At 38.0% G+C, this 16,766-nt stretch carries 15 protein-coding genes; 2 read left to right on the top strand and 13 right to left on the bottom strand.

What is annotated here, in order from left to right; genetic code table 11:
* Positions 1–7: 7 nt before the first annotated feature.
* Both P3R27_RS00755 and P3R27_RS00750 read right to left on the bottom strand, forming a co-directional pair.
* Complete coding sequence (locus tag P3R27_RS00755; RefSeq protein ID WP_034686988.1) at positions 8–1,480, bottom strand: nicotinate phosphoribosyltransferase; 1,473 nt, start codon at positions 1,478–1,480, stop codon at positions 8–10.
* Between the two features lie 466 nt (positions 1,481–1,946).
* Positions 1,947–2,306, bottom strand: a complete 360-nt coding sequence (locus P3R27_RS00750) for a DUF1827 family protein (RefSeq protein WP_034686990.1) — start codon at positions 2,304–2,306, stop codon at positions 1,947–1,949.
* 190 nt (positions 2,307–2,496) lie between these two features.
* Between P3R27_RS00750 and P3R27_RS00745 the strand changes: the two genes are divergently transcribed.
* Complete coding sequence (locus tag P3R27_RS00745) at positions 2,497–3,249, top strand: MerR family transcriptional regulator (protein ID WP_034686992.1); 753 nt, start codon at positions 2,497–2,499, stop codon at positions 3,247–3,249.
* Positions 3,250–3,418: 169 nt separating this feature from the next.
* On the opposite strand, the gene P3R27_RS00740 is transcribed toward P3R27_RS00745, so the two are convergent.
* The 5 genes from P3R27_RS00740 to groES form a co-directional block, all read right to left on the bottom strand.
* The gene (locus P3R27_RS00740; protein WP_034686994.1) at positions 3,419–4,342 is read right to left on the bottom strand and encodes a LacI family DNA-binding transcriptional regulator; all 924 of its coding nucleotides are present in this window, start codon (positions 4,340–4,342) and stop codon (positions 3,419–3,421) included.
* A 16-nt stretch (positions 4,343–4,358) separates the two neighbouring features.
* A complete protein-coding gene (locus P3R27_RS00735; protein WP_034686996.1) occupies positions 4,359–4,631 on the bottom strand; it encodes a hypothetical protein in 273 nt (90 codons plus the stop codon).
* Positions 4,632–4,703: 72 nt separating this feature from the next.
* Positions 4,704–6,110 (bottom strand): PTS sugar transporter subunit IIC, encoded by a 1,407-nt coding sequence (locus P3R27_RS00730; RefSeq protein ID WP_301356618.1) that lies wholly within the window; start codon positions 6,108–6,110, stop codon positions 4,704–4,706.
* 329 nt (positions 6,111–6,439) lie between these two features.
* Positions 6,440–8,065 (bottom strand): chaperonin GroEL, encoded by a 1,626-nt coding sequence (groL, locus tag P3R27_RS00725; RefSeq protein ID WP_010736685.1) that lies wholly within the window; start codon positions 8,063–8,065, stop codon positions 6,440–6,442.
* Between the two features lie 36 nt (positions 8,066–8,101).
* Positions 8,102–8,386: a co-chaperone GroES gene (gene groES, locus P3R27_RS00720; protein ID WP_019723198.1), complete on the bottom strand. Its 285-nt coding sequence runs from the start codon at positions 8,384–8,386 to the stop codon at positions 8,102–8,104.
* 584 nt (positions 8,387–8,970) lie between these two features.
* On the opposite strand from groES, the gene P3R27_RS00715 reads away from it, so the two are divergent.
* Positions 8,971–9,633, top strand: a complete 663-nt coding sequence (locus P3R27_RS00715; RefSeq protein WP_034687001.1) for a CPBP family intramembrane glutamic endopeptidase — start codon at positions 8,971–8,973, stop codon at positions 9,631–9,633.
* 172 nt (positions 9,634–9,805) lie between these two features.
* Here the strand turns inward: P3R27_RS00715 and walJ are convergent, their stop codons facing one another.
* The 6 genes from walJ to P3R27_RS00685 all read right to left on the bottom strand — a co-directional run bounded on the left by walJ (position 9,806) and on the right by P3R27_RS00685 (position 16,708).
* Positions 9,806–10,615, bottom strand: a complete 810-nt coding sequence (gene walJ / locus P3R27_RS00710) for an exodeoxyribonuclease WalJ (protein WP_034687003.1) — start codon at positions 10,613–10,615, stop codon at positions 9,806–9,808.
* Between the two features lie 54 nt (positions 10,616–10,669).
* Complete coding sequence (locus P3R27_RS00705) at positions 10,670–11,542, bottom strand: two-component system regulatory protein YycI (RefSeq protein ID WP_034687005.1); 873 nt, start codon at positions 11,540–11,542, stop codon at positions 10,670–10,672.
* 2 nt (positions 11,543–11,544) lie between these two features.
* Complete coding sequence (locus P3R27_RS00700; protein WP_034687007.1) at positions 11,545–12,852, bottom strand: YycH family regulatory protein; 1,308 nt, start codon at positions 12,850–12,852, stop codon at positions 11,545–11,547.
* On the bottom strand, positions 12,849–14,690 hold the full coding sequence (walK, locus tag P3R27_RS00695) for a cell wall metabolism sensor histidine kinase WalK (protein ID WP_034687009.1): 1,842 nt from the start codon (positions 14,688–14,690) through the stop codon (positions 12,849–12,851). The genes P3R27_RS00700 and walK overlap by 4 nt, the downstream gene beginning before the upstream one ends.
* Before the next feature lie 4 nt (positions 14,691–14,694).
* Entirely contained in the window at positions 14,695–15,399 is a 705-nt protein-coding gene (gene yycF / locus P3R27_RS00690; RefSeq protein ID WP_019723593.1) for a response regulator YycF, read from the bottom strand.
* Positions 15,400–15,700: 301 nt separating this feature from the next.
* Complete coding sequence (locus tag P3R27_RS00685; protein WP_034687012.1) at positions 15,701–16,708, bottom strand: DUF1002 domain-containing protein; 1,008 nt, start codon at positions 16,706–16,708, stop codon at positions 15,701–15,703.
* Positions 16,709–16,766: the final 58 nt, after the last annotated feature.

The following is a 16,766-nucleotide window of genomic DNA, read 5'->3' as shown; positions in this document are numbered from 1 at the left end:
ATTCCTCCTATAGTTCACTCGTTAATTGTGTGACGTTTTTTTTCATGCGTTCCATGATTGCCATCTTATGATTCCAGCAATCTGTTGATAGATCCACAGGATATTTTTGTGGATTCAAATCACGTTTGTATTCTTCCCAAAGAGAATCTAAGTTTCCTCTAGTATACTCTTTGATTTCTTCTAATGTCGGTAAATCATAGACTCTCGTTCCTTCAACAAAAATATCTTGTAAAATTGGCCGAGCTGTAAAATCACGAACGGTTTTATTGATAAAGGTATGGGTCGGGTGGAACATGAAGATTTCTTCTTCTTGTCGAGGATCTTCGTTCCATAGTGTCACATAATCGCCTTCTGATTTTCCATCAAAGTTACGAGTGATACGCCATACTTGTTTTTTACCTGGTGTAGTAACTTTTTCTGCATTGCTAGACAATTTGATCGTATCGATCATTTCACCTTGTTCATTTTCGATGGATACCAGTTTGAAGACTGCACCTAAAGCCGGTTGGTCATAGGCGGTGATCAACTTTGTCCCAACGCCCCAAACATCGATTTTTGCTTTTTGCATTTTTAAGTTTAAAATCGTCGCTTCATCTAAATCATTTGAAGCATAGATTTTCGCTTCTGTAAAACCAGCGGAATCTAATTGTTCTCTGACCCGTTTCGAAATATATGCCATATCGCCACTATCGATACGTACGCCTTGGAAATTGATCTCGTTGCCAAGTTCTTTTGCCACACGGATCGCACTAGGAACACCCGATTTCAAGGTATCGTAAGTATCCACTAGAAAAACACAATCTTTATGTGTCTTTGCATACGCCATAAATGCTTCATAATCATTCCCATAACTTTGAACAAGTGAATGAGCGTGGGTACCGCTTGCTGGAATCCCGAAAATTTTCCCTGCACGAACATTACTCGTTGCATCTGCTCCACCAATGTAAGCAGCACGAGTACCCCAAACCGCAGCATCCAATTCTTGCGCACGGCGTGTACCAAACTCCAATAATGGATCGTCACCGATCACTGATTTGATACGAGCCGCTTTCGTCGCGATCAACGTTTGAAAGTTCACCATATTCAATAAGGCTGTTTCTACTAATTGACAATGGGCTAATGGGCCTTCCACTTGGATCAATGGCTCATTCGCAAAAACAAGTTCTCCTTCACGAGCGGAACGGACAGTCGCTTTGAATTTGAATTCACGTAAATATGTCAAAAAGCCTTCCGGATAAACAGCCATCTCGCGAAGATACGCAATATCTGTATCAGTAAATGTCAAATTTTCTAAATAATCCACTAGTCGTTCTAACCCTGCAAAAACAGCATAACCATGATTGAATGGCATCTCGCGGAAGTAACATTCAAAAACTGCATGTTTATCTGCTCTATCTAGTTCCCAGTAAGTCTGCATCATGTTGATCTGATAAAGATCCGTATGTAGCGTCAAACTGTCATCTGAATAAGTTGTCGTCATCTTTTTTATTGCTCCTCTTAGCCAATTTTCATTTCTTATCCATTATAACAAAAAAATACCCTAGTAAAAGAAATCTTGTTTTATTTTGTACAAAGTAAAGAAATAAGATAAGAGGTGGTGAAAGAAGCGATCAGCATTGAGTAATAAGACAAGAAAATCAAAAACGGCTTTCTTATTTTGGATTTTCTTAGCTTATTATTGAAGTGTTGCTTCTTGAACACCGTTTATCTAGGTTGTAAAAGAAGCGTTTTGTCCTGAGCAGTAAGATGGAAAATCAGAAAATAGCACCTCATATTTTTTGATTTTTCAGCTTAATGTTGAAGGTCAGCTTTTTGAACACCGTTTATCTAAGTTATAAAAAAACGCCTAAATCCAAAGATCAAACTATCTTGGAATTTAGGCGCTTCACTTCCTAACGCTTGTTCAATTTAGGATCATCCATAACTTTCTTGCTGTATTGATCGAGTTATGCAATCGTTGCAAGGGTTTGTTCTACAATGACGATATCCTTATTCGGGCGTTTGAACTGAACACCCGCTTCTTCTAATTCTTGCTTGACACCTACATGGATATTGACCGCTGATCGTTCTGTTTTCAACACTTTTTTGATTGCATAATCAATTTCCTGTTTAGTGATTTTCTTTTTTGTATTGATCATCACTAATTGGACTTGATTATAAGTATCGATCAACAAAATCTGTGTACGATCTAAAGAAAATAGTTTATAAAATCGAATAGCAGAATTTCTAAAAAAGAAATCAACGATTTTTGGATAAAAAGTTTTGATATTCAAGTTGCTCGTAATCGGGGTTTCAATCAGTTTCATACTTTTCCTCTTTTCTTAATTTTTTTACTCAACAAAATAAATCGCTTTCATAAAGACGATGAAAAACAATTTGATTTCCCTCTCTTCGATTAATAGTATAACATATAATCAATTAGATAAAAAAGATGATTTTTCACTTGACCTTCTCGTTACGTCAAGGAGTATGCTAGTTTTGTCAGGAGGAAAAACAATGGAGTACACAATTAAGAAAATGGCACAGCTCTCAGGTGTAAGTAGCCGTACACTACGTTTTTATGATGAAATTGATTTACTCAAACCCAAACGGATCAATTCAGCTGGTTATCGTATCTATGGTTCTCAAGAAATCGATCGTCTACAACAAATTTTATTTTATCGATCTTTAGATTTTCCACTGAATCAAATTCGCGAATTATTAGATGATCCTACCTTTGATCATCAACATGCACTCATCGAACATCAGAGAAAACTACTAGAGAAACGAGCAGAAATCGATATTCTCCTGGCAACCGTCCAACAAACATTAGCACAATTCAAAGGAGGAAAAAAAATGACTGACCAAGAAAAATTTGAAGGATTTAAAAAACAAAAAATAACTGAAAATGAAGCAAACTATGGCACAGAGGTCCGTGAAAAATACGGAAAAGAAACGATTGATAAAGCGAACGAACAATGGCAAAACCTTTCCCAAGAAAAATATCAAGAAATGCAAGATGTTGAGCAACAATTACTAACGAATTTAACGTCTTATCTGTCTGACCAATCAAATCAGGCACTTGCAAAAGAAATTTTTGATGCACATAAAAAATGGCTATTATTTAGTTGGCCCACGTATCAAGCAGAAGCCCACAAAGGATTAGGTATGCTGTATATCTCAGATGAACGTTTTACTGAATACTATGATTCTCGTAGTGGCAAAGGTGCCGCTAAAGCATTGAACGAAATCATTCAAGAAAATGCATAAAAAAGTCTATGACAAAAAAATCAATCTTTATATACACTTTAAATTCGAATAAACGGCTGTAGCAGAAGTAACCTCTTCAAAATAAGACAGAATCCCTCAAAATTCGAGAAACAAATTTCATGGATTCTGTCTTATTTCTTGAAGCTATACACTTCTAGCCCGATTTCTTTTACGTACGTTGAATAAACGTATACGGAATTTTTACCTGTTCGATTGTGTCATTCAAAAACAAACGAAAAGCGGTCTCGCCACATTGTTTCAAGTGATGGTCGATCGTCGAAAAATCTAACAGTTCACTGATCAGCATATTTTCTCTACCGACGATTGGGATTTTTTCGTCTCTATAAATTTGAAGAATGCCGGCTGCTACCGTATCTGAATTCGTGAAAATACCATCAATTCCTCGTTCCTTAAAAAATTCCCCAGCCAATTTCCCATGTTTGGTATCAATACACTGCCAGTAGACATCAGCTTCATTAAATTCAGGAAAAATCTCTTTACACAACGTCAATGTGATTTTCGAATTGTAACTCAATCGACCAGTTCTCCCTAAAGTTACACCCAAACGTTTGACTCCTTGATCTTTTAAAAAGAATAAACCATCAGTAATCGATTGTTTGCGATCAATGTAGACACTCGTTACCTCTAAACCTTCGATTTTCTCACAAAAGACCATAGGGCCATAGCGTTGATATTTAAGCAATAACTCTAAGGGGTTCGCTCTTGAGGTAATGATCAATCCGTCAAAAGCTTTCGCTGCAAACTCTTCCAAATATTGTTGTTCCCGTTTGATTTGATAGTTCGTTGGTAACAACGTCACTTTGTATCCTTCACTAAAAGCAACTTCAATAATTCCACTGAGTAACTGATCAAAGTATGGGTGATTGGTATAAGGTAAAATGACACCAATATTTTTTGTTTTTCCAGAACTTAATTGTCTGGCATTCGCATTCGGCACATAATTCAATTCTTTGATCACTTTCAAGATCTCTGCTCGTTTCGTTTCATCGACATAAGGATGTTGATTGATGACACGGGAGACCGTCGAAACAGAGTATCCTGTTCGTTTGGCTATATCTCGGATGTTTGCCATGACTACTGTTCGCCACCTATACAAAAAGATTTTCTTGTAGATAGTCTACCACAGCAGGTCCACATTCGAAAAATTGATACAATGTTCCTTGGTCATAGAAACTGATTCGTTGACCACCCCAATAATCATCCTTGGTCAAACCAGAAATATCTGCTAAATTGATTTTTTTGATCACCGATCGATTAAGGCCTTGAAAACTAGACAACACGAGCATGGAATCTTTAAACTCAACAAATGCGTAAAAACATTGATTCTTGGTGCCTTGCGTTGCTTTGATATAGGTATTCATAAGAAGCCCTCCTTTATTTATGCTTTGAGTATACAGTATGAAACGCGTCTCATAGCAAGGAGTTTGCTTCTTTTATTCTTCTGGTTCACCTAGATTAGGATCTAAACGGTTTGCAGCCAAGATAAATGGTGCCCAAATCAAAGCAGCAACTAAGAGATTGACGATCGTCAAGACAATGGCACGCCAATCACCTGCGGTTGCTAAGAAGCCACTGATAATCGTCGGCATGACCCAAATCACATTTACCACCACTGGGCGAACAAGGCCAGCCATTGTCGCAAAGTAAGCGATGGTTGCCGTTACAAGTGGTGCGACGATGAATGGAATCATCAACAATGGATTCAATACGACTGGTAGACCAAACATCACTGGTTCATTGATATTGAACAAACCTGGAGCAATCCCTAGCTTGCCGACTGTTTTATAATCCGCACGTTTTGATAAAAATAAAATCATGACGATCAATACCAGCGTTACGCCGGCACCACCAGGCCATACGAATGCTTCAAAGGAACCTGCTACCCATTTGAAGGGGATTGGTTCATTATTTTGAAAAGCATTGGTATTTTCGACCATCGCTGTACCATAAAGTGTCTGTAATACTGGCGACATGATGTTTGTTCCATGTAATCCAAAGAACCAAAGCACATGAACAAGTAACACGATAATAAATACTGCACCATATCCTTGCGATAAATTCATCAAAGGTTTTTGAATTGCTTCAGAAATCCAGTCAATCAATGGTACCCCTGCTGTTTGTCGGAAGATATAATTGATCGTTCCCACAACATATAAAGAAACAACTGCAGGAATGATTGCGGCAAAAGCACGTGCAACTGCTGGTGGTACTGATTCTGGCATTCTGATAATAATTTTTTTACGCATCAATAATGCAAAAATGATAACAGAAATAAAACCAAAGATCATCGCTGTAAAAAGACCAGAACCGCCCATGTATTTCCCAAAGTTGAAATAACCCCATGCGCCCATATATAAGGTCTGTCCGCCATCAGCACCATCAGCAAGCACACCACCGGCTGTAGTGATCATGTTCATCGCATCTTGTGACAATTTTTCTGGCAACGTCAGAACAGCTGTGGCAGCATCAGGTAATCCAATAATAAATGCAACTAAAGATACAATACTTCCTGATACAGGATCCACTTCATATGCCTTTGCCAAATTTGCCCCTAGTGACAATGCGAATACGACTGCCATAATCGCTAGCGTCCCATTCCAAATCAAGCCATTGACACCAATTACTGGTGTAAAGAAAGTCGTAATGGCATTCCCTTCACCTAGATACGTGTTAGGAAAATCACGCATAAACGCATTCAATAGCACAGCTATTGCCCCAGCCATTGTTGCCGGCATGGTTCCAATAAACGCATCACGTAAAGCAACCAGATGCTTTTCTGAACCAATCTTCGTGGCAACTGGCAAAATATATCTCTCCATCCATTCCATCAATTTATTCATTTTCATCCTCCTACAATTCGATCTTCCATCACTATGAATGCGCATACATTATAATGATATCACAAATATAGCATAACTTTGTGAACTTCGCTAGCGAAAGAGTAAAAGAAATGTTAAAGGAAATAAATTTTCTAACATAGATGAAATCGATGAAAGAATCATACAACAATTTGATGATTCGCTTGTCAATTTAGTGATTTGCCCCATTTTTATTTACAATATGAATGTAAAATCTCATTACGACACACTCGATTTTACCCTATTTATGCTTTTTTTCTAAGAAGACAAAAAAAGAAGAACCTTGATTGAACAAGGTTCTTCTGGAGTTATTACATCATGCCGCCCATCATTGATGGATCCATAGCTGGTGCAGCAGGTGCTGCTGGTTCTGGTTTATCTGCCACAACTGCTTCAGTTGTTAATAGTAATGCAGATACAGATGCTGCATTTTGTAATGCCGAACGAGTTACTTTTGTTGGGTCAACGATTCCGGCTTCCACCATGTTTACCCATTCACCAGTTGCTGCATTGAATCCTGTTCCTAAATCAACATTTTTCAATTTATCAACAATAACTGATCCTTCATAACCAGCATTTTCAGCAATTTGGCGAATTGGTTCTTCTAATGCACGAGTAACGATCTTGATACCTGTTGCTACGTCACCTTCTGCTTCGATCATCGCTACTTTATTGATCACGTTCACTAATGCTGTACCACCACCAGAGACCATGCCTTCTTCAACAGCAGCACGAGTAGCGTTCAACGCATCTTCAATACGTAGTTTCAATTCTTTTAATTCTGTTTCAGTTGCTGCTCCGACTTTTACGACTGCTACTCCGCCGGCAAGTTTCGCTAAGCGTTCTTGTAATTTTTCACGGTCAAAGTCTGAAGTTGTTTCAGCGATTTGGTTTTTGATCAATTGAACACGTGCATCAATAGCTGTTTTATCGCCTGAACCTTCAACGATTGTTGTATTGTCTTTATCCACAACTACTTTTGAAGCATTTCCTAAGTTTTCGATTGTTGCATCTTTCAATTCTAATCCTAGGTCATCTGTAATCACTGTACCACCAGTCAAGACAGCAATATCTTCTAACATTGCTTTACGACGGTCGCCGAAACCTGGTGCTTTTACAGCAACAACATTGAATGTACCACGAATTTTATTCAATACCAATGTTGGTAATGCTTCGCCATCCACGTCATCAGCAATGATCAATAAAGGACGTGATTGTTGTAAGATTTGTTCTAATAAAGGTAAGATATCTTGGATATTTGAAATTTTCTTGTCAGTGATCAACAAGTATGGATTTTCCAAAACAGCTTCCATTTTGTCGTTGTCTGTTACCATATATTGTGACAAGTAACCACGGTCAAATTGCATACCTTCTACGACATCTAATTCTGTTTCGATTCCTTTAGATTCTTCAATTGTGATGACACCGTCATTGCCGACTTTTTCCATTGCATCCGCAATCAAACGGCCCACTTGTTCTGAACCAGAAGAAACAGCCGCAACTTGTGCAATAGCCTCTTTTGAGTCAACAACAGTTGAGATGTTGTGTAATTCTTCCACTGCTGTTTTAGTGGCTAATTCGATCCCACGACGAATACCTAGTGGGTTAGCACCAGCTGTGACGTTTTTCAAACCTTCACGGACAATTGCTTGAGTCAATACAGTCGCTGTCGTTGTACCGTCTCCAGCAATATCATTTGTTTTAGATGCAACTTCTGAAACTAATTTTGCACCCATGTTTTCAAAATGATCTTCTAATTCGATTTCTTTTGCAATCGTCACACCGTCATTTGTGATCAACGGAGAACCATATGATTTTTCTAAAACAACATTACGGCCTTTTGGTCCTAATGTCACTTTTACTGTATCTGCTAATTTATCTACACCACGTAACATTGCTGCACGTGCATCTTCTGCAAATTTCAATTCTTTTGCCATTTTTTCGTCACCTCATCAATTATTTTTGTTTTGTACTTACTCAACAATCGCCATGATATCTTTTCCAGAGACGATCAAATATTCTGTTCCTTCAAATTTCACTTCTGTACCGGCATATTTTTCAAACATTACTTGGTCGCCTACTTTAATAGCTGCAGGAACTTTTTCGCCGTTTTCTAGCAAACGTCCCTCACCCACTGCTACAACTGTTCCAGTTTGAGGTTTCTCTTTCGCTGATGAAGCTAAAACGATTCCTCCAACAGTTTTTTCTTCTTCTTGCGCGACTTCAATGATGACGCGATCACCTAATGGTTTTAACACGATAAATCCCTCCGATAACTCTTTTTTTGAATCCATTAGCACTCTATCACATCGAGTGCTAACCTACATTTTTAATAATACTCATTCTCCTATTCTTTTGCAAGCTTTTTAAATCATAGAAAAAAATTTTTTAAAGAAGGTTGTGAAAGAAGCGTTTTGACCTGAGCAGTAAGATGGAAAATCAGAAAATAGCTCCTCATATTTTTTGATTTTCTAGCTTAATGTTGAAGGTCAGCTTCTTGAACACAGTTTATCTAGGTTGTGAAAGAAGCGTTCAGCACTGAGTAATAAGACAGAAAAATCAAAAATAGCTTTTTCATTTTGGATTTTTTTGTCTTATTATTGAAGTGTTGCTTCTTGAACACCGTTTATTTAGATCGTAAAAATGCCGATCAATACTAACTGATCAGAGAGAAACATCTTGATATGGTATAATGAATAATGGATCATGTTCAGTAACACAGAAGTTGATTAAGCTACTAAGTTTCTTCACTTAAAGTTCAACGAAAGGTTACTTTTCCTATATTATTAGAGCAAGAAAGAAAGTTATACTTGGCTTTTCTCTTAGCTCAAGGAGGTTTCATATGTCATTAAAAAAATATAGCTTTTTTAGCATTTTTTGTTACGGACTAGTGTTTGTCTCGCCTTTACTTCTGACATCTGTCGGACTTGTAAATTCAACGTCAGGTTTGATCAATGCAACAACAGTTACGTATATCTTAGGTGCAATCATTCTGTGGTTCTTGTACCTCAAGCATAAAGAACCGCTCGAAATCGAAGCAAACGTTCCAGTTGCTTCTCGCTCAAAAATCATTTTATATGGCGTCATTGGTATCTTTATCGCTCTGATTTTACAAAGTATTGCGGTTATGATCGAGAGTTTCTTTTTTGGAGAAGTCTCTCCATCTGAAAATACGCAAAATATTATCCAACTGATTTTAGATACTCCTGCTTTTATTATTGCTACAACTATTGCCGGACCAATCATGGAAGAATTTGTATTTCGTCGAAGTATTCTTGGCATCGTTGGTCACTATACCAACTTTTGGATAGGTGCAAGTGTTAGTTCCTTGCTCTTTGCATTAGCACACAATGATGGGCATTTACTCGTCTACTTCTTTTTAGGATTTTTCTTTAGTTTATTATACCGATCCACTGGGCGAATCTGGGCACCAATGATCACCCATATTGGTATGAACACTCTAGTTGTCATTGTACAATTGGCATTGCAACAAGGTTTACTGTAATATAATAAAAAAAGCCTGTGACTTTCATCATCAGGCACTCCCTATAATAAAATAAATAGTATTCAGGAGGTAACTCCTTATGAAATAAGCGGTAAAGCCCAAAAATTCCTTCAAATTTTCGGACTTTACCGCTTATTTCTATGAGCTGATCACTTCCGTCACAACTGATTGATCAAATTGAAAATAATTCTGTTGCAGCATCCGGGTCAGTGTCGTACACATTGAAATCATATCCCACACCTAGATCTTTTTCCTTAAGAATATTTTCCATAGTCAAATGGGCCAATTCTTTCATATTGTTTTCTTTACTTAAATGGCCTAAATAGATTCGTTTTGTACGATCGCCAATTACATCAGTCATCACTAACGCACCATCTTCATTCGATAAATGACCACGATCGCCTAAAATACGTTGTTTCAAATTCCAAGGATAAGGCCCCATACGCAACATCTCTAGATCATGATTGCTTTCCATCAAGTACCCATCTGCATTTTCAATGATCCCTCGCATATGATCACTACAATAACCTGTATCCGTCAGCATGACAAACGAACGATTCTCTTTATGGAAACGATAAAATTGTGGTGAAGCTGCATCATGAGAAACACCAAAACTCTCGATATCTAAATCGCCAAATGTTTGGACTTTCCCCATCTGAAATAAATGTTTTTGTTCAATTGGGACATTTCCGATCATCGGAGTCATTGCTTCCCATGTTTTTTCATTTGCATAGATATCTAAATGGTACTTACGCGCCAAAACACCTACCCCATGAATGTGATCTCGATGTTCATGTGTCACAAGAATACCGTCTAATTGATCGGGCGTCCGACCGATTTGTGCCATTAAGGAAGTAATTTTTTTCCCACTCAGTCCCGCATCTACCAGAAGTCGCTTTTTGTCACTCTCGATATATAATGAGTTTCCTGAACTTCCACTTGCAAGGATACTGATTTTAAAAGCTGTATTTCCTTCAGCCATTTTACTACTACTTCCCTTCTTACTTTGTAAACTTTTTTCATTATACCTACTTTTTTAATGATCTTCCACCTTTGGGATCGAATTATTTGTAATAATCGTATTACTAAATGCATTGACTGTTTCGATCTGATAGGTCTTATCCGGCGTTTCAATTGCGACATACCATACCGGTACATACACATTTTTCTCTCGTACTTTCAAAATACGAGAGTAAGCCAGCTGACGCCAAAGGATATTCGATCCTCGAGAGATTTTATTATTTACATACAATGTATTAATAGCTTCTTCTTCCGTATGCAATTCTGTTTTTTCTCGCAACTGTTCAATATTCATTAAATGGGTTTGAGTATACTTCAAAATGCGATACTCATCCCCCTTTTTTTCGAGGGAGAAAATAAGTTTAGCTGTATCATCATAGAATGGCAATCCTTCATACGTTTGGCTCGCTGTGATTTCAGGAGAATCACCTTCTAATACAGAGAAATTTTTCATATAGATATATTCATTACCAAATAAAACATCTTCTTCGTTATCCAAAAAGTCATTGAGTGAACTTGCTATGCGATTGGGATCAAGTACTTTGCTTTCAGATTCAGAGTCCGATAATGTTTTAGTCAATATATTATCATTGATCGAAACTCCACTCTCTAATAAACTACCTCGATTATTATCTTGGCGATACTTGAACAACGTTTGACTCAGTTCCGTTTCTTCCGCACTTAAATAGTATCCTTGCTTACTTTCTGAAGAAAAATCACCCGTATAAGTAATATCATCATTTGCTAACCGTTTTTTGATCGATTCTGTCTGATCTGAGCGTATTACCGTATGCTCTTGGTTGATCGATTCATGGTAACTACTAAACAAAAAAACATTCAATCCTAAAAAGGCGACGAAGAAAATCCATTCAATTTTTTTGAAATCCATATTTACTCCGCCTCCTTCTCAGGTAGTTTGGACAATAATTCATTTGCAGAATACCATTCTCCTTGATATTTCACATACCACTCTGGCAATAGATCAACCACCCGATTTGTTTCTTCGATGTTTTGCCATGTATAGCCAACAATAATCAACTCGATTTTCGATTCTTCTGCCCCATTATCTACTAATTCCTGATATACATCGTCGGTACTAGGCAACTCGACTTCTTCATCTGAAGGAATCGGGACTTGGATAGTATTTAAACTCGTCTGGATACTTACTTGATTATTCACTTGCTCATTACCGATTTCGATTCCAACTTTTCCTTTACTGTCTGAACCAAATACGGGAAATCCTTCTACAAAAATACGATAATCGATTGTATTCTTATTACGATCAAAATATCGAACATTGCCTAACGCGCCACCTAGTTTGCTGACATAAGGAAAACTGTCCGTAAAAATATTGTTTGGTTCATCAATCGTCGGTAAATCTCCTCTAAAATCGACGATCTGATTTTCTGAATGGATCGTCATTGTTTCATTGCCATCATAAAAAATCAATTCCATACTTTCATCATTGTTTTTAACAGTGTCTGGCTGGGAAAAAAAAGCATTCCGAAAGACGGTGTATGGTTGCTGAGATAAGATATAACTGTATTTTTTTAGTTTCATTGGTTCTTTGATACTGTGCTGTGTTTCAATACTTTCTGGCGTTCTGAATACAGGTGTCCAGTTGACATCTGAAGAATTCAAATCATGTTCTATTTCTTTCCAATCCATCGATAGACTGGCTTCATAAATCGTCCGCTGATCATAATCAATAAAACTAACTTTTTCGTCTTTTAGATCAAATTGGACACTCGTAAAATAGACATCTTCATTTTGGACTGAACCTAGATCAATATTCAATCCAAATGCTTTCACATAGCCACTGAGTAGATAAGGTGCGTTATAAGAGAATTCGATTCCTTCATTGAGAGACTTCTTTTGATTGAACTTCTCTTGGTCTGCTTCCACGACTTCTGTCAGCTTGCCAAAACGAGCACCTTCGATCAACCCATGTATTTGAGAGATCAGGTTCTCACTATTCGTTTCTTTCACTGTATCTGTTTGAAACCATGTGAGGTGTAAAGGCAAATAAATTTCTGATGCTTTACGATAGCTTTGTGATTCAATCACTTGTGAATTGCTCTCTTCTAAGTTGATTGAAATTTTCCCTGCTGGACTCAACCAAATTGCATAAGAGAAGTACAGGCTTAATGCAACCATCAAGATCAAACCAATTCGTATAAATTTTTCAGAAATCTTCATTCCCACCATTCCTCCTCATACGGTTCATAAGGTAAAGAAATATAGAAGGTTGAACCTTTTCCCTCCTTACTTTCTGCCCAGATTGCGCCATGATGTGCTTTCACTACTTCGCGAGAGATTGCTAAGCCTAATCCTGTTCCACCTTGCGCTCTAGCTCTTGCTTTATCCACTCGATAAAAACGTTCAAATACACGATTCAAATCTTTTTTAGGAATACCTAGCCCTTGGTCTGTAATACTTAAAATCACATTGTTATGTGTTTCAAGCAACCGGCAAGTAATTGTTCCCCCATCGGGTGAATATTTGATCGCATTATTCATGATATTGTCAATAACTTGGATGATTTTATCTGTGTCGATCTCGACCCACAGATCTCGTTGCGTAAATTCTCGACGGATCGTATAATTTTTTTCTTGATTACCAACCATCATATCAAAACGATCTAACACAAAATTAACGAGTTCATTAAAATTGACATATTCTAATTGTAATTGAGTATTCCCCGTATCCATGCGAGATAGATTCAGTAGATCATTGATCATGCGGATCATACGATCGGTCTCATCTAAGGTCACTTTTAAAAAGTTCGGTGCGACTTCTTCGTCCTTCCAAGCACCCTCACTCAGTGCTTCGATATAACTACGCATACTTGTTAAAGGCGTACGCAACTCATGGGAAACGTTCGATACGAACTCACGACGTTCCCGTTCTGTTTTCTCTTGTTCCGTTACATCATGTAAAACTGCAACCAACCCACTGATAAAGCCAGATTCTCGACGGATCATCGAAAAATCGACGCGTAAAATCATCTGGTCAGCTTCTCTCGCTCCAGTTGATCGATCTAAAATCATTTCATTCGGATCTTCTAACAGTTTTCGTAACGTGTATTCTTCTTCAATTGCTAAAAGAGTCAAGATTGACTGTCCGATTGCTTCTTCTTTTTTCAAGTCTAATAATGAGACAGCCATATCATTGATCGTAATGATCTTCCCACGACGATCGGTTGCAATAACGCCATCTGTCATATGTGACAAAACGCTGTCTAACCGATTTCGTTCAGCTTCCATCGTATCTTGCGCTTCCTCGATCCGTTCTGCTAATTGGTTGAACGTTTCAGCCAACTGACCTAATTCATCTTGACCATGGACCTTTACTTTACGGCTATAATCACCACGCGCAATGCGGATCGCTTGCTCACGCATTTCACCGATCGGTTGCGTAATGGAACGTGCGACCAGAACAGACACAACCATTGAGATGAATGCAGCAATTAACGAAGCAGTAAAGAAAATCAGTGCTGTATTATTGATTTCTGAATATTTTTGTTCGATATCACTTTTGACGTAAAGAGCCCCGATGACGGCGTCGCCGGTCGGGGACAAAATCGGTTGAATATTGATATTTACTCGTTTTCCGTCATCATCTAATGCGACATATCGTTTGGTTGTAAAATCATTCATATCGACGTAATCATTCTTTTTGCCGACTGAACCTTGTTCGCTTACCTCTGTCGTTGCTCGAATGATGCCTTTTTCATCCACGACACGAATCTCAATGATATCACTTGAAGCACTGGTCTCAATAAAACGTTTGATATTCCCATTGACATCATCGATAGTCGCACTTTCATTGCCTTTCCCATTCAGTTCTGGACTGATCGTTGTCGCTAATGTTTCGACTGTTTGGTTCATATCTTTGATAAAGGTATTGATCGTTGAACGTTCCAATCCTCTAATAAAATAAGCACCTATAATTTCAATTGAGATCAGTAAAATCAAAATAAATGTAATAGCTATTTTGAAGTTTACTGATCGAAAAAAACGGACTTTTCCTTTCATCCAATTACTCCTGTTCTTGATTACGCAAGTAATACCCTACGCCTCGGCGTGTAACTAAATAGCTAGGATGACTTGGATTATCCTCGATTTTTTCACGCAAACGACGAACGGTCACGTCTACTGTACGAACATCACCAAAATAATCATAGCCCCAGACGGTTTGTAACAAATGTTCCCGTGTCATGACTTGACCAATGTGTTTTGCTAAATAAAAGAGCAGTTCAAACTCACGGTGAGTCAATTCAATCGTTTCGCCACGTTTCGTCACCATATACGCATCGGGATGGATCGTTAAGTCCCCAATGATCAGTTCAGAAGGTGTGACTTCTTCCACTTCTTTGGTAGCAGAAGCGCCACGTCGAAGATTTGCTTTCACACGTGCCACTAATTCACGATTAGAGAACGGTTTGGTCACATAATCATCTGCTCCCAGTTCCAAGCCTAACACTTTATCGATTTCAGAATCCTTAGCTGTCACCATGATGATCGGCATATCAAACGTTTTTCGTACTTCACGAGCCACTTCTAAGCCATCCATTTTTGGCAACATCAAATCTAGTAAAATCAAATCAGGTTCCACTTCGGCTACTTTTGCTAAAGCTTCTTCCCCATCATATGCTGTATAGACGTCATAGCCTTCTTTTGCTAAGTTAAATTTGACGATATCCGAAATCGGTTTTTCGTCGTCGACAACTAGTATTTTTTTCATAAAGAGCCACCTCTTAGTTAGTATTGTCATTCTGCTCTATTATACCGCATTTCTTATCAGGTTTCATCTTTCTAAAAAAATAGGACGTTATTGATAAAAATTGCATGATTGAACAGGCGGATTCAGATGCCTACAAACCTCCACGAATCCCACTTGTCGCTTATCAAAGTATGCAATTAGATGATTATAAAAATAAACCGCTAACTCGGAAAAGTTATAGCGGTTTATTCTTGCTCCATTGACTAAAGATCCATATAGGGTAGCTCAAATCAAATATTTCATACATAAAAAACTATTTCGATTATTGAGAGTCTCCAGAAAACATGCCAGTGATCGAATCCCATATGCCACTAAAGAATCCTTTGATATTTTCCCAAAGCCCTTTTGATTTTTCTTGAATTTGCTTGCTTGCCTCAGTCAAGTCTAATTCTTTCACGAAGTCTTCAAAAATATTTTTATCTTTCATTTCACTCATCAACGAAGTTATTTCTGTGACTTGATCGCTTGTCATTACATCTTCTAGTCCATTATCCTTCAGAGCTTTTTCTACTGTCGTTTGAATATCCGCTTGTGTCAGTGCTTTGCCATCAGCAGTCTTAGCTGCTAATTCTTCTTTTGCTTGCTCCTGTGCTTTATTTAATGCTTCATCGGAATAGCCATCTTTGTCTTTGTTTTCTTCTGTGATAGACGATAAAACAGCCATCTCATTTTGAGCCACGCTGACACGGTCTTGATTAATGATGCCCCCTGACTCTTCTACGATTTTGTACACACCAGCTAAAGCACCTGAACCATCGATTGGTACTGCAGATGCGACCGTCAATTTTGCATCGGTGATCCCAGCTGTTAACGCTGCATTTTGATACTGAGCGGCTGTGATTCGTGTGATATTTTCTGGTGTCGCGATATCAACAGTGATCCCTTCGCCTTCAGCGAGCGTCTGCATACGTACAGAACTGTAAACTGCCCAGTCTTTGGTAAAACCACCGTCAGGAATATAGGACATCAAGTCTGTACCGGACGTTTTATAGATCGGTGTTTCTCCTTTGATCCCTAATTTATCTAATGTATAAGTTTCTTGTTCTTTCGTTAACGCATTACCAATTGCTACTGCATTGATCTGTAATCGTTCACTAGAGCTGGTTGTCGTTGTTGAATCGGAAGAATCCGTAGCAACTGTCGAGTCAACCGTTCCTGAAATTGGGACAATACTTTGCGTTGTTGCCGTCTCGTCTGCTAATACGATTGGTGTTGCTAGTAAAACTTGGCTTGAGACCAAGAGAGTGGCAATAAGTTTTGTTTTCTTCATACATAACCTCCATGTAGCTGTTTTCTGTTTTAAACATTGTACTATAAGGTCTATAAGA

This window comes from Enterococcus spodopteracolus, from assembly GCF_030441955.1.
Taxonomy (GTDB): domain Bacteria; phylum Bacillota; class Bacilli; order Lactobacillales; family Enterococcaceae; genus Enterococcus_B; species Enterococcus_B spodopteracolus.
This window is presented reverse-complemented; position numbering and strand designations above follow the sequence as displayed.